The organism is Ruegeria sp. R14_0 (genome assembly GCF_017743975.1).
Lineage (GTDB): Bacteria > Pseudomonadota > Alphaproteobacteria > Rhodobacterales > Rhodobacteraceae > Ruegeria.
The window spans coordinates 245,314-260,167 of the sequence record NZ_JAGHRC010000006.1 but is presented as its reverse complement, the minus strand read 5'-3'; the positions used below and the strand labels follow the sequence as shown (position 1 = coordinate 260,167).

Annotated in this window: 12 protein-coding genes and 1 tRNA gene; 5 read left to right on the top strand and 8 right to left on the bottom strand. The window is 56.5% G+C overall.

All coding sequences use genetic code 11. The features are described 5' to 3' along the window. Positions 1–2: 2 nt before the first annotated feature. Positions 3–755 carry a molybdate ABC transporter substrate-binding protein gene (gene modA, locus J7416_RS17315; RefSeq protein WP_348540287.1) on the bottom strand — a complete coding sequence of 251 codons (753 nt, stop codon included), beginning with the start codon at positions 753–755 and terminating at the stop codon, positions 3–5. A gap of 540 nt (positions 756–1,295) precedes the next feature. Beyond that, positions 1,296–1,371 (bottom strand) — tRNA-Val (locus J7416_RS17310). Positions 1,372–1,403: 32 nt separating this feature from the next. Between J7416_RS17310 and J7416_RS17305 the strand changes: the two genes are divergently transcribed. The 4 genes from J7416_RS17305 (at position 1,404) to J7416_RS17290 (ending at position 6,512) form a co-directional block, all read left to right on the top strand. After that, a complete protein-coding gene (locus tag J7416_RS17305; protein WP_209226567.1) occupies positions 1,404–1,817 on the top strand; it encodes a hypothetical protein in 414 nt (137 codons plus the stop codon). A gap of 481 nt (positions 1,818–2,298) precedes the next feature. Then, a complete protein-coding gene (locus J7416_RS17300) occupies positions 2,299–4,170 on the top strand; it encodes a hypothetical protein (protein WP_209226565.1) in 1,872 nt (623 codons plus the stop codon). A 3-nt stretch (positions 4,171–4,173) separates the two neighbouring features. Further along, complete coding sequence (locus J7416_RS17295; protein WP_209226564.1) at positions 4,174–5,253, top strand: hypothetical protein; 1,080 nt, start codon at positions 4,174–4,176, stop codon at positions 5,251–5,253. Positions 5,254–5,888: 635 nt separating this feature from the next. Further along, entirely contained in the window at positions 5,889–6,512 is a 624-nt protein-coding gene (locus J7416_RS17290; protein ID WP_209226563.1) for a DedA family protein, read from the top strand. Positions 6,513–6,782: 270 nt separating this feature from the next. Here J7416_RS17290 and arcC read toward each other — a convergent pair whose 3' ends face one another. From arcC to J7416_RS17260, 6 genes are all read right to left on the bottom strand, one after another. After that, the gene (gene arcC / locus J7416_RS17285; protein WP_209226562.1) at positions 6,783–7,721 is read right to left on the bottom strand and encodes a carbamate kinase; all 939 of its coding nucleotides are present in this window, start codon (positions 7,719–7,721) and stop codon (positions 6,783–6,785) included. A gap of 3 nt (positions 7,722–7,724) precedes the next feature. Further along, positions 7,725–8,723: an ornithine carbamoyltransferase gene (gene argF / locus J7416_RS17280; protein WP_209226558.1), complete on the bottom strand. Its 999-nt coding sequence runs from the start codon at positions 8,721–8,723 to the stop codon at positions 7,725–7,727. Positions 8,724–8,779: 56 nt separating this feature from the next. Beyond that, a complete protein-coding gene (locus J7416_RS17275; protein ID WP_209226557.1) occupies positions 8,780–10,006 on the bottom strand; it encodes an arginine deiminase in 1,227 nt (408 codons plus the stop codon). Continuing rightward, positions 10,003–11,382 (bottom strand): amino acid permease, encoded by a 1,380-nt coding sequence (locus J7416_RS17270; protein ID WP_209226555.1) that lies wholly within the window; start codon positions 11,380–11,382, stop codon positions 10,003–10,005. Before J7416_RS17270 ends, J7416_RS17275 begins: the two co-directional genes overlap by 4 nt. Positions 11,383–11,391: 9 nt before the next feature. After that, positions 11,392–12,879: a YfcC family protein gene (locus J7416_RS17265; protein ID WP_209226554.1), complete on the bottom strand. Its 1,488-nt coding sequence runs from the start codon at positions 12,877–12,879 to the stop codon at positions 11,392–11,394. Between the two features lie 270 nt (positions 12,880–13,149). Further along, positions 13,150–14,037: a LysR family transcriptional regulator gene (locus J7416_RS17260; protein ID WP_209226552.1), complete on the bottom strand. Its 888-nt coding sequence runs from the start codon at positions 14,035–14,037 to the stop codon at positions 13,150–13,152. 112 nt (positions 14,038–14,149) lie between these two features. Here J7416_RS17260 and J7416_RS17255 point away from each other — a divergent pair, with 112 nt between their 5' ends. Further along, a complete protein-coding gene (locus J7416_RS17255) occupies positions 14,150–14,854 on the top strand; it encodes a pirin family protein (RefSeq protein WP_209226550.1) in 705 nt (234 codons plus the stop codon).

Below are 14,854 nucleotides of genomic sequence, written 5' to 3'. Positions count from 1 at the left end.
GATTATCCGTTCGGCAGGGCGAAGCCCTGCTCTGCGAAAACGGCCCCGGCGGCTTCGGACTGTAGATGTGCCAGAAACGCACGCGCGTTTTCAGAGGCGCCTGCTGTTACAGCCGCCGGATAGATGATTGGAGGGTGCAATTGGGGTGAAAACTCAGCAACGACGCGAACCCTGTCTTCGACTTGCGCATCCGAGCGATAGACGATCCCCAAAGGCGCAGCACCCGTCGCTACAAGCGCAAGCGCCGCACGCACATTGTCTGTCTGCGCAATCTGACCCTGAATGCCCTGCCATAACCCAAGGCTTTGCAATGCGGCTTTGCCATAAATCCCTGCCGGCACCGCATCCACCAGCGCCATCGCAAGATAGCCACCGTTCAGCGCCGATGACAGATCAACATCCGGCTGCATTGCGCCCAGGTCAGATTGGCCCGCGCCCCCGATCAGAACCAGCCCGTTACCCAAAAGATCGACCCGCGACGCTGGATCGACCAATCCCTGGTCCTGCAGCACGTTCATCCAATCCACATTGGCCGAGATAAACAGGTCCGCCGGTGCCCCAAGCTGAATCTGCCGTGCAAGCACCGATGAGGCTGCATATGAAACGGTGACATCCTGACCGGTTTCCTGCTGATACCCGGTCGCAACCTCGTCCAAAGCTGTCTTGAGGCTTGCAGCGGCGAATACCAAAATCCCCTCTGCCCCCGCACGAAGCGGAGCCAGCACCATTGCGCCCAGAACCAGGGCTGCGATCAAAACTCGACGCGCGTGGGACAGGATCCTGTTTCTCCCGTCTGGAAAGTTGCAGTTCCTTTCGGGATATCTGAGGCAGCAGGCAACACGCAAGCGCCTTTACAGAGTTGTTTGATACTGACTGGAGTAGGTGTGTTTTCAATGGGCTGTGCGCTCACACAGATTGGTGCAGTGGGTGTGCCTATAAAATCGCCTTCGTCGCGCTCAGCGGCGCGCGCTCTAGCCTCTAGCTCGGCATGGCAAAGGGCTCGGGCGATCCCTCACCATTCGGCGCTGCCCGATGCCGCTTCCAGACTACCAGCAACCCGGAATCGCCCTGTCTGTGCGTCGACCCAATCGCCAAGCTCTGCGTCATTGATATGACCAGATTAGCATTGCGCAGGTCTTTCGGCACCACAACACGCGGATGGTGACGCCCGGAACAGATTACGAGGTGACGAACTCTACCTGCCCTGGGAACGCCATTTGCAACCAACGTTGTAACCTTGAAACGGACAAACGCCTCTATTTGCAAGGCAATTCTTCAATACCAAAAGGTTAGGATGGTGGGTGATGAGAGACTCGAACTCCCGACATCTTCGGTGTAAACGAAGCGCTCTACCAACTGAGCTAATCACCCGTGACGGTGCATGTAGCCAAGCCTGCGTCCGGGTGCAAGAGGGTCTGGCAGAATTTCTTTCACCAAAATCGATTTCTGCTGAACAGAGGGACCCAACCACGCGCAAAGACGCCCAGACAAGCAGCGCTGTCGTCGAACGCGCCAGGATGGGCACGGAGGCCGTGACCGCACAGCACCGGGTCGACGTCTTCAATACAGGACATTTCTTCGATCACATTGATCCTGTTGGCAATATTGCCCGGTGGGAAGAAATGCGCGTTTGCAAAGCCCAAATAGTGATCGAACAATGGGGCGACGACACTACAACACCAATGGTCCTCACAGTGCTCTGGGCTACCGCCCGGTACCATCATCTCAAGGGATCAAAGGCCAATGATGCACAAACAATCAACTTGGACCAGTCGGATGAGGCTGCTCAAGCTCACCTAAAGCTTGAGAAGTCATGATGCCTGTACCTTTTGAAGGCATCATAGGCTTCTAGGTGCAAGTTGATCAGACGCTATTTTTTTGGGGGGTCGGATGCAGCGCTTGCGGAAAAGCGTGACCAGAAGGTTCTAGTTCTACGCAAAAACGCTCGTTTAGTCTGGTGCCCGAGTAACGCGGCACAAGAAAACGTGCTGGATAAGTATACGACCAGCTGCGAGGCTTTTCCGTCATCCCTTCTTCCGGAGCCCGGCGCAGAGCATCTCATTTGACCTCCGCGCTGTACCGCGTGTATCGCTTCGGCCTCGTCATTCGACACCCCACGGCGCTAACTGCGCCTATTCCAGGTGTCCACGTCAAATAAGTCCAGAGTCCGCAATCTGAGAAAACGGCACTCGCCCTGTGGTTTAGAGGCGGTGGTCCAAACCGCCAAAAAATGGTAGTCTGTAGCACGACGCTTTCTCCGCCATTGCTAAGTAGCTCAGTGATGACAGGACCCATGCCATGGAACTCGACCTTTCATTTCTAGTCACACGCCAGGAATCCGACTCCACGCTTGTACGGTTCGAGGACGAGACGGATGCCAATGCCCCCCGCCTGAATTATGCGATCCCGCTACCTGGTGCCTTCCAAGGTAAGCTCTATGTCGAAACGGATTTCCTGAACGACCAGTTGCCTTGGACTGCGGCGGCCCGGGCGGCCAAGCTGAAGCGACCTGCGATCCGGGATTTCGTTGCGACCCTGGCGGCGGGCGAAGTGACGGCGCTGCCGCCGGTCGAAAGCCTAGTCGTTTTTCCGACAGTTCCCGAGGTTCGGCTGGCAGCCCAGTCGGTGACGATCGCGCCGATCCTTGCGCCCGCAATCGTGGCACGCAATCTTGCGGACCGTGACGAAGACGATCCGCCAGCAAACAGCGGCGTTCTTGGGATCGGGGGCCTGATCTCTCGCGCCATGACCGATGACGATGCGCCCGATCTTGCCCTAACGAAGGAACCATCTTTGGGCCTTGTCCTTGGCGACCGTGAGGTCGATATCGGGCAAATCGCCGCGCAAGAGCGATTGGGGAATGCGCCCGTCCTGTATCAGCGGTTCGGTGGTGACTTTGGCCTGACTTACGTGCCCGAACCTGAAGACCCCGCCGACGCAAACCCGCGCTTCGTGGTGATCGAGCACTATCGGCTGTCCAGTTTCTTTGGTGATTACGGTGCGGGGCGCACTTTGGCCAACTTCTCGCTCATGCCCGGCGAAGAAACGTCGATCTATCTGCGCACGTTCCGGCGGACCGAGACGACGAGCAAGGAAGCGTCAAGCATCTTCGACAGCTTCACTACCGAAGCGGCGAACGAATTCGAGTCCGACTTGATGGCGGAGACGACGAACACCGAAAGCGAAAGCGCCGCGCGGCAGATGGAATCGAAGTACAAGGGCTCGGGCGAGATCAATATCGGTATCGCCAAGACCAGCCATAGCGGAGAACGGAACGTGACGCGGGAAACCGCGTCGGCCCGGGAAAGCGTCGCCAAAAATGTGGCCAAGACCACGTCGAAGCACGCATCCAAGGCGTCGTCCAAGCGCGATGTCGAGGTGACACAGGAACTCGAACAAAGTGCCGAGAACGAGATCGAGAATATCTTCGAGCGCAAGATCAAAAACACGAATCTGAGCCGCACACTCAATATCGTGACGCGGGAACTGAATCAGGAATTCGCCACCTACTTCGCGCTTTACGACATTACGATTGCATTCGTGAACGATACCGGGATTTTCGAGGTGTTCCAGGTCCATCAGATCGATGACATGATTGAGAAGTACGTCGCCGCGCAATCAACCGGTGGGGTCGTTGACCCGAACTCGCCATTCGGGGCGCAAACGGCCCGGACCTTCGTCCGCGAACGGCTGCTGGAACAGCTGAATGTTGTCTATGATGTAGAAGGCACTCGGCACGACTTTCTTGAAGAGGTAAGCGTTGAAGACGGCGTCGAAGTGGTCGGGCCTGTCGGTACCGTCCCCGCCGGGGGAACCCGTTATCTACGGGTGCGCCGCCCGCGGGGCCCGGAACGCGTCAATCCCTTCTACGAGCCCGGCCGCTACCCGGTAGACGGCATCGTCATGGACGTGACCAAGCACACGGTGCGCACCCCGGCAGTCATTATCGATTCACTTCTGGGGCACGGTGTCGCCCTGGACAACTATGCACTTGGCCTACAACAGGAGACACTGCGTGAGAAGCAGCTGGAGAACAACAAAACAGAACTGGCACTAGCCCTGATTGATGCCGGCGACGCCGATCGGCTGGAGGCGTTCCGATCGCTGTTCGGCGGGCCGGATTCCACGCTGTTGCGCGCAGTGGCCGGGGCGGACGAAGACGAGAGCTAGGTCATGCCCTTCGATCCGTTCCGCAACCTTGTGACACTGGCAGGCTTGCAGACGTTGGACACCGACGCGACAGCAGACGAAGCCACACAAAGCCCCGCCCCAGGAACCGCTGGCCCGGCCTTAGGCGGCGGGACGCCAGCGACAGCTGATGTGGCAGAAATCATCGAACCCGACCCCGATCGAGACACTGGCGAAGGTCAGCTTGGTTTGGGCAAGGACCTTGGGATGAAGGTTTTCTCGGGTCCGCTGTTCGGCACAGCGATCGAGGTGCACGAGCCTATTCAGGGCTTCCTCGGCAATTGCCCGCTGGTGGCTGTTCTTTGCGCGATGGCCCATGTTCCGCGACAGAACCGGCGCTTGCGCAATGACATCCTGAAAGAGGTTGCAATGCCGGTCGAATCGAACCGTTATCGCAAGGGGTATGAGTACTTCCCGGCTGATCGGCCATCGCCCCTGCCCATGGCATCGCCGGGCGGGCCCTTTACGTCCGACCGCCTTATCGCCGTACGCTTTCAGCGGCCCTTTCCCTATCAGCCTCTCAGCACTGATGTCTTTGAGGCTGGGCGTCTTCGCCAGCGACTCGACGCGCCTGGCGCGGTGCCCGTGACGGCGGTGCTGTTCGTCGATTTACGCTTCGACGCGGTTCACTATGCCCGTGGCGCCAGTGGGGCGCTATGGCCCGCATTGATCGAAAAGGCCTATGCCGTTGGCCGCGGCGTGAACACATACCAGGGCTTGGAAGCCACTGTCGGGCTGGCCGAAGCGATGCGTGACATGACCGGTTTCGCCGAAGAGGAAAGCCTGATCGAGGCCGAAACGACCGACGGCGGAACCCTGCCGCCTATCACGACACGGCGCTTGCGACGGTGGCTGTCCAAACACGCTTCGCGCCCGATCATCCTGGGCAGTCCTGACGACGCGCCGGATGTCGTTGGCAATCACACCTTCGCCGTCATTGGCTATGACGGCGCAACCGTGACTGTTGTCAACGCTTTGGAGGAGTTGCCAGCCGCCCGAACAACCACAGTGCCCATGACAGCCATTCGGGACAATTTCCACGATATCGTCCGTGGTCCGGTTTAAGAGTGGTCATGTTCGCTCGCACTCTGTGTTCAACCCGGCTTTCGTTAAGGTTCGATCAATTTAGGCGGGCGTGAAGTCGCGCGATGCAAATGACGGTGCCCGGATATAGTCTGGATAACGCGGAACTGATCTGATTTGTCATTCTTGTCGCGGTGACACTACAAACCCATTTCCTGTCACCCCCGGTTGGCTTTTCGCTGTTCTATATGAAAGGCGCCTGCCCACCGGAAATCCGGCTGCAATTGACGAGTCTGGCAGCAAGCGCACAAAACACTGTGTCAAAAGTAGTAGTGACGGTAGAAAAAAGGATCTGGGATGTAGTCAGTGCATTGGCCGGTCTCTCGAAGGTCTTTTGCAACCTGAGCATCGGTCTCTCTTTGCTTCTTTCGCGCCAATTCTCTTTTTTTACGTCGCTCAAACTTTTCCTCTGGCGCGGACAAGAGGGCGCTCCTAACGTTTTTGCAAACTTCGTTGAACTTAAAAGCCACTTTAGCTCCTCCTGTAATTTACAGTGAATCCATGGCTTTTAGCTGGTGTCCATTTGTTGGTAGTTTTTGTGCGAAGCATTAAGAAAAGAACATCAAACAAACCAATTCAGGATTGTTTCCGTAGCGCCGGATCTCAAGATGCATCACTTGGCAGACCACTTCGAAAATCTTCTTGAGACTTACGGACTCGTCATACTGTTCCCTACGATTTTCTTTGAGACGTTCGGGCTGCCTCTGCCGGGAGAGAGCGCATTGGTTGCAACGTCGGCGCTTGCGGCAAAAGGGTCACTGAACATTGTCGCGGTCGCCATAACCGCCAGCCTGGCTGCAATAGCAGGTGACAACGTCGCCTATCTGATTGGGCGAAGGTATGGCCGTGCCATTATTCTGGCCTACGGCACACGTTTTGGCATCACAGAAGAAAAGTATGAGGCTGCAGAACGCGCAACCAACACGTACGGTGCATATGTCGTGGTCTGCGCGCGATTTTTCGTGCTGTTAAGGCAGCTAAATGGCTTGGTCGCCGGATCGGCAAACATGCCCTGGATGAAGTTCTTTGTTGCGAACGTTGTGGGCTCGGTGCTTTGGGTTCTGTTCTGGACAATACTTGCATACCAGTTCGGGCAGCACGTTTCCCTGCAGGCCAAGGGTCTGCATCACATCTCGGTAATAGTCGCAATACTGGTTCCAATTGCCTTGGTTTTGATGTTCGTGTTTGGTCGAAAGGCACTTCTCGGACGCATTACGTTAAACAAAAAGGGAGGCCCATAAATCTCCGGCACACTCCTTATTGAGACAAAGCGCGGTCAACGGTCAAAGTGGCTGACACAATATCCGGGGTGGTTGAGTTTTGGCCCGTACGGAAACCGGCCTCCAATGCCCGATTCAAACACGAACTTGGTTGGTTTGATTTACGATGACGCCTGAAAGACAGGGCGCTTTTGTTGGTTTCGGGACGCTGATCCAAGGTCGTTGAACCTGAACTTGAGTCAAGCTCCAACGCCTTGGCAGCATTCCGCAGGTGCCGCGGGTTGTAGCAATCTAGTGAAACTGTGTTTCCACAGCCTCCAAGGATACTGTTGTTCCTTTTTCACCCCGAACGGCGGCAGGAACGTCGGCTAAGGCGCAAATGATCGCGCGACCGCCTGATGAACGCACGAAGTCTTGCGCGGCTTGCACCTTTGGACCCATGGATCCCGCAGGAAAGTCATACTTGTCCAAAGCATCCGGAGTGATCGACCTAATACCTTTCTGGTCAGGCGTTCCCCAATTCAGAAACACCGCCTCAGCATCCGTAGCGATGACAAAGACATCTGCGCCCAGGTTCTGCGCCAGAAGACAGGACGCAAAATCCTTGTCGATGACGGCTTCGACCCCGACCAGTTTCCGTTCGGCACCTGCAGCATACATCGTCGGGATGCCGCCGCCTCCGGCAGCAATCACAGTCGCGCCCTTTTCCAGGATCCAACGGATTGGTTCGACCTGAAAGATACGTTTCGGGCGGGGCGATGGAACGACCCGGCGCCAATACTCACCATCCGGTTTCACCGTCCAGCCCTTGTCGGCCGCCTCTTTCTTGGCGTCCGCTTCGGAATAGACCTGACCGATGAACTTGGTCGGGTTTTCGAAGGCCGGGTCGTTGGGGTCGACCTCGATCATGGTCAACAGGGTCGCGATGTGATGCTCGAAGGGCAGGATGTTCCCAAGCTCCTGTTCGATCATGTACCCGATCATACCCATCGTTTCGCCAACCAAAACGTCCAGCGGGTATTCCTCGACATCCGTGTACATGATCTCTTGCAAGGCCAGCATTCCAACCTGCGGACCATTGCCGTGGGTGATGACGGTTTCATGCGCTTCGCAAAGCGGGGCGAGGGCTTTGGCGGCAATCTTCGCGTTCTTGCGTTGATTGTCCGCCGTCATCGCCTCACCCCGTTTGAGAAGCGCGTTGCCGCCAAGTGCTACAACAACGCGTCCCATGGATCAGGCTCCCAATGTCGCGACGAGGATCGCCTTGATGGTGTGCATCCGGTTTTCGGCTTGCTCGAAGGCGATGTTCATATCGCTTTCAAAGACTTCGTCGGTCACCTCCATTTCGGTGATACCGAATTGTTCGTGAATGTCCTGACCAACCTTGGTTTCCAGATCATGGAACGCAGGCAGGCAGTGCATGAACTTGACCGCTGGATTGCCGGTTTTCTTCATCAGATCCATGTTGACCTGATAAGGGCTCAGCAGCTTGATGCGCTCGGCCCAGACCTCTTTTGGTTCACCCATCGAGACCCAGACATCGGTATGGATGAAGTCGGCACCTTCGACAGCAGACGTATCGTCCGTGATCGTCACACGTGCGCCCGTCTTTTCGGCCCGTTCCATTGCCAATTCGCGTACATCGTCATGGGGCTGGGTTTCTTTCGGCGAAATCATCCGGACGTCGCAGCCCATGATCGCGCCCAGCATCAGCAGTGAGTTGCCCATGTTTGACCGACAATCGCCCGAGTAGGCATAAACGATGTCTTTCCGAGGCTTGTCTGCGTGCTCGATCATGGTCTGCATGTCTGCGAGCATCTGGGTCGGATGCCAGTCGTCGGTCAGGCCGTTATAGACCGGAACACCGGCATAGTCTGACAGCGTTTCAACCATGTCCTGACCCGCACCGCGAAACTCGATCCCGTCGAACATGCGGCCCAAAACGCGCGCTGTGTCTTTCATCGACTCCTTGTGCCCAATCTGCGATCCCGACGGATCGAGATAGGTGATATTCGCACCCTGATCGTAGGCAGCCACTTCAAACGCACAGCGGGTGCGGGTCGAGGTTTTCTCGAAGATCAGGCAAATGTTCTTGCCGGTCAGCGAGGGCTGTTCAGCGCGGGCATATTTCGCGCGTTTCAGATCACGGGCCAGATCCAGCAGGTACAGCATTTCACGCTGACTGAAATCGGCAATTTTCAGATAGCTACGGCCTTTGAGATTGAATGCCATTTTGTCTCTCCCTAACAAAAATCAGCGGGCGCAAGAGGGCTGCACCCTTGGTAAATTCAATAGGCGGGGTCGCGGTCGATTGGGCAGGTCATGCAGTGGCCACCGCCGCGGCCGCGACCCAGTTCCTGGCCTGAGATTTCGATCACTTCGACGCCAGCTGCGCGCATCTTGCCGTTCGTAAACGTGTTGCGCGCGTAGCCAACTACAACGCCGGGCGATAGGGCCACGACGTTATTCCCGTCATCCCATTGTTCGCGCTCGGCCTGGAATTCGTTGCCACCGGTCGAGATGACTTCCAGCGAGTTTAGCCCAAGGGCCTCTTTGTAGACGTCGAACAGGTGTCCTTTTTCAACGTGGATATCCAAATCTCCACGGTCACCCGGACGGATCGAGATGCAGGTGATCTGGTCCGCAACTTCCGAGAATGCGGTGACCTTGTCATGGTCGAGGCAAGTGAAGACCGTATCCAGATGCATGGCCGCGCGGCTTTTGGGCATGGCGCAGGCGACAACACGTTCGGCGCCGCCCTTGCGGAACAGCGCTTCTGAAACCTGTGCCACGGCCTGTCGGGTGGTGCGCTCGCCCATGCCGATAAACACTGTTCCATTGCCCACCGGCTGCACATCGCCACCCTCGACCGAGGCGAGGCCGAAATCGTCGTCGCTGTCGCCCCACCAGAACTCGAACTCGGCGTTCTTGAACATCTTATGGTAGCGATACACCGTGCGCATGATCAGTGTTTCCGGCTTGCGAGCGGGCCAGAACATCGGGTTGGTCGTGACCCCATTGAACATCCAACAGGACGGGTCCCGCTGGAACTGCGCATTCGGAACGGCGGGCAGAATGAAATCACCCAGCGAAACCAAGTCGCCAAATTGTTCGTCAATCATACCTTTGGGCAGATCGGCAAAGATGATCCCACCCAGCATGTGGCGCGCCAAGGTCTTGGCGTCCATCTCATCCAGCCAGGCCCGCATTTCCACCGAAAAGCCAAGGCCAACCATATTCGGCGTAATCAAACGGTCCAGCATGAAGGCCCGCGCCGCCGGGTCGTCCGCGATGGCCTGCGCCAGCAGATCCTGAATGTCATAGACCTCGACCCCGCGCTCACGCATCAGGGAACAGAATTCAGCGTGGTCCTTGCGGGCCTGTTCAACCCAGATGACATCATCGAACAGAAGCTCTTCGCAATTTCGCGGTGTCAATCGATCATGCGCCAGTGACGGGCGCGAGACGATCACCTTGTTGAGCTTTCCGATCTCGGAATGAACGCCGAGCTTCATTGCAACTCTCCTTTCGAACTATCCGTTTTCTGAATGTCTTCAATGTCATTGGCCTGGCTCCAGCGGACCCAGACATGGATGGGCACGCCCGCCAGCAGCAGGACCGAGCCGACCAAAACGGTTTCAGCGCCCGAACCGATGAAGGCCCAGACGGAGTAGATGAATCCAAGTGCGCCCAGCACGACAACCTTGGCCAGTTCCGGGCCATGCAGGACTTGCCCGCCTTTCAACCGGATCATGATTTCGGCTACTGAGCAGATGGCATAGGGCAACAGGCTGGCTACAACGGCTAGCAGAATGACAAAGTTGAACGCGGCGACTAGACCCTGAGCATAGTTCATGATGATCAGAACCGAGGCCAGAGCGTTCGACAGGATCAACGCATTTGCCGGTGTTCCAAACTTGGATTTACGGCCCAGCGCCGCGGGGAAAACGCGATCCAATGCGGCGCCATAAGGGACCTGACCGCTGAGCAAGGTGAAACCGTTCAGGGTTCCGAACGTCGAAATCACCGCACCTACGGCCACAAGGACACCGCCAATCGGGCCAAACATGACGTCGCCAACAGCGGCAAGCGGGGCAGCGGAAACAGCGAGCAATTCTGCCGGAATGACGCCCATCGAAACGGCGGTTACCGAGATGTAGACGCTCGCCGCGATAATCACCCCGATCACGGTTGCGCGTGGAATGGTCTTTTCTGGTTCGATGACATCGCCGGAGGGAACTGTTGCAGATTCAAGGCCCAAATAGGCCCAAAGCGTCAGAGCAGCCGCGGCAGAAATCGCCGTAAACGCCGTGGTGCCACTTTGGTTGACCGGAACGTAGTTCTCGGTGTTGATCCAGAAGATACCCAGCGTGCCAATGACGATCAGCGGAGCAAGTTTAAGCACCGTGGTCACGATCTGAACAAATCCGGCGCCTTCGACTCCTCGGATGTTGACCAAGGTGAGCGTCCAGATTGCAACCAACGCGGTCGAGAGACCGTACATCGGCACTTCAACAATGATCGGGAACAGGAACCCCAAATACCCCACCAACGCGACAGCAACGGCGGCGTTTCCAGTCCAAAGCGCGATCCAATACCCCCAGGCAATAATGAAGCCTGCAAAGTCTCCGAATGCTTCTTGCGAGTAGGCATAGGGACCGCCAGGTTTTGAGACGACTCGCGACAGCCTTCCGAATATGATCGCGAGAACAAGCGCCCCGGCCGAAGTCAGAATCCACCCGCCAATTGCAATTGGTCCAAACGGCGCAAGTGATGCCGGCAGCAAAAACACTCCTGAACCGATCATGTTTCCAACGACCAAAGCGATACAGGCCGTCAGCCCAAGGGCACCCGATGTCGACGTCGTCTCTGGAGCGGAGCGATCGGTCATTGCGACGGCTCAGTTCGCTGTTGTGTCTGAGGTCTCGGTTACGGGCCCGTCGATCCCCGGATCCGTGATGGCCCCAACGGTAAGCGCGGCGCAGATGATCACGGCCAGGATAACCAGTAGTGGGAACACAAAGCGTAACCACCGGTCATACGACACGCGGCCGATGGCCAGCCCCCCCATGACGACAGCAAATGTCGGGTTGAATAGGTTCACCCATCCGTTTGCCGACTGGTACGCCGTGACCACGAGATCGCGCCCGACGCCTGCAAAGTCTGCAAGTGGCGCCATGATCGGCATCGAAAGCGTAGCCAGCCCTGACGAGGACGGCACCAGGAATGACATCAAGATCTGAATGCCAAACATCGCGTTGATAAATGCAAACTCGCTCAGCCCTGAAACAAACCCCTCGGCCCCGGCAAGGATCGTGTCGGTGATCTTGCCCGCGTCCATAATCACGACCACACCGCGCGCGACGCCAATGATCAGGGCAACACCCAGCAAATCGCGCGCGCCATCGACGAAGGTTTCCACAAAGGTCCCTTCGTCCATTCTGGACCCTTCATCCGTTTTCCCGACCCACCAGACAATGATGGACATTACCAGGAAGAGGCCTGACATCTCGGCCATCCACCACCCCAGCGCAACAACGCCATAGATCATGATGGCGAATGTGACTCCGAACAGGACCAAAATGATCGAACGCGTTTTGGTCATCTCGGGAAACGTGTCATCGCCTTCCGAACCCTTTAGGAAATGCGCCCGATTTTCCTCGGCCTGATCCGCAACCACCGACAATGAAGGGTCGGCTTTTACGCGTGATGCGTATCGCATGACGAATGCGATACCTGCAGCCAAACAAAGGATCAGAATAATGAACCTAAGAACGATCCCGTTGGTGAACGGAATACCCGCACCTTGCGAGGCAACAACCGTCGCAAATGCATTGAAGGTAGAGCCCAGGGTTCCAATGCCTGCGCCAAGCATGATCACCGCGACCCCGGTCAACGAGTCGTACCCTGCCCGAATAAAGACCGGAATAATCAGAGCGTAGAACGCGAGGGATTCTTCCGCCATGCCATAGCTTGTCCCTCCAAAGGCAAAGGCGATCATCAGGATCGGGATCATAAGGATTTCACGTCCAGCCAGCCTGTGCAGCAACCACCCGATTCCAGCGTCGATGGCCCCAGTTTTGGTGACAACCATCAGGAAACCACCAATGACCAGAACAAACAGAGCGACATCAATTGCGGCGCTTGATGAACTTCCCAGAAGCCCAGGATCATACATACCGGCAATCGGAGCAAGGATGACCGCCGTAAGCCCCTGAGGGTTCGGCTCCACTTCGTGGTAGGTGCCCGGAACAGGCGCTTCGCTGCCCAGGGCTTCGTTCATCTGACGGTCATACTCACCGGCCGGAATAACCCAGGTAAGGGCAGCGACAACGGCAATCAGAATGAACAGAATGGTAAAGGCGGTAGGAAATTTGAACTTGGACATTTGAGACTCGCGCTGGATGAAGCTGAGAAACTTAGCAGTCAAATATTTGAATATTTATGCCTCAACTTAATACTAAGTCGGCGACTTGTCACTTTCGTAAAACGCGACCCCATTTGCCCGCGTCATAGGCGGCCAACCGGCCGTCCAACTGGCGCACTCAATTCTCGTTTGCGCAATGAAAGTTGCCTTTGGCTGGAATTTGAACCACTTGGCCGGTTTCTGCCGATTGGTCTGTGCATGTACGTTTGGTCAGATCCGATGAGGACGCCCTTAGCGTTTGCACCAGTCCGAGACAAAATCCGTAAATGCCTGCACGTTGGCCGAAAGGTGCCGCGCCGGAGGGTAGATCACTTGCAACATACGAGAGGGAAACTGATAGTCACTCAAAAGCTGCCGCAGCCGCCCCGCCTCTAGCTCGGACCGAATTGCATATTCCGGAAGTACCGCTATGCCCAACCCTTCTGACGCAGCCTTCAAAAGAGCATCCATAGTGTTTGCGCGCAAAACCGGGCGAACCTTGACCTTTGCAGGGCCATCCGGACCCGACAGGACCCAAAACCCCGACTGTTCGGACTGCAGCAAACTCAGACCATGGTGATCCTTCAAACACTCAGCCGTTTGTGGAGTTCCATATTCACGCAGATAAGATGGGGATGCGCACAGGAGATAATCCAACGTCATGATGCGGTGGTCCACCAACACGGTTTCTTCATCCGGCTCGGCCACCCGGATCACAAGGTCATATCCTTCGGTGACCGGATCAATCAGACGGTTCTCGAAGGAAATTTCGATTTCCACCTGCGGATGCTGCTTGAGAAAACCGGTGACAATTTCAGAAAAGTCCAGATCTCCGAACGAATGAGGTGCACTGATCCGAAGCTTTCCGACCGGCACGCGCTGAGAGGCCGTAACCGAAAGCTCTACCTCTTCAAGATCATTCAATATCTGTTTGGCGCGCTCGTATAGTGCGCGCCCATTGCTGTTAGTCGACACCGAGCGCGTGGTTCGGTGCAGCAGTTGTACCCCCAGACGTTCTTCCAGCGCGATAACCAGTCGGTTGACCGAGGACCGGGATTGCCCGGTTTCACGGGCTGCACCGGAAAAACTGCCTGCTTCAACCACATCCACAAAGGCACGAAGTTCAGAGAAACGGTCCATCTTTCACCTGCTCGAATTGCGGGACAGTGTGTCCATAATTGATGCAATTGTCGCAAAAAGCAATTAGACCAAATTGAGGGTCAACAGCAAAACTCATACCACGGAGTTACAAATGCAGATGATCAGACCCTCGGAAGAGCGCGGCGCAGCCAATTTTGGCTGGCTGGACTCGAAACACTCGTTCTCGTTCGGGCAATACCTCGACCCGAACCACATGGGCTTTGGGCCGCTCAGGGTAATCAACGAAGACCGCGTTGCGCCCGGAGCAGGGTTTGGCACCCATGGCCATGCCGATATGGAGATTATCTCGGTCGTTCTGGATGGTGCGCTGGAGCATAAGGACTCCATGGGCCAAAATGCAGTCATCCGGCCTGGCGAGGTTCAGCGGATGAGCGCCGGAACAGGCGTCCGGCATTCGGAATACAATGCCTCGAAGACGGATCCTGTGCACTTTCTGCAGATCTGGATCGTGCCCGAGCGTGAAGGGCTGCGTCCGAGTTACGAGCAGAAAGCCTTCCCCGAGATCGAGCGTCAGGACACGCTGCGCCTGTTGGGGTCGCGCGACGGCCGAGGTGGATCGATAACCATCCATCAGGACGTCGATTTATACGGCGCAACCTTAAGTGCTGGCAAAGAACTGCAGCATGAAATTGCTGCCGGACGGGGCATTTGGGTTCAGGTGATCCGGGGTGCTTTGACAGCAAACGGGTCAAACCTTGCAACCGGGGACGGTTTTGCCGTGGCCAACAAACCGCTGGTGACCCTCAAGGCAAGCGATGACACCGAAATCCTGTTGTTCGATATGAACCTGAGCTGA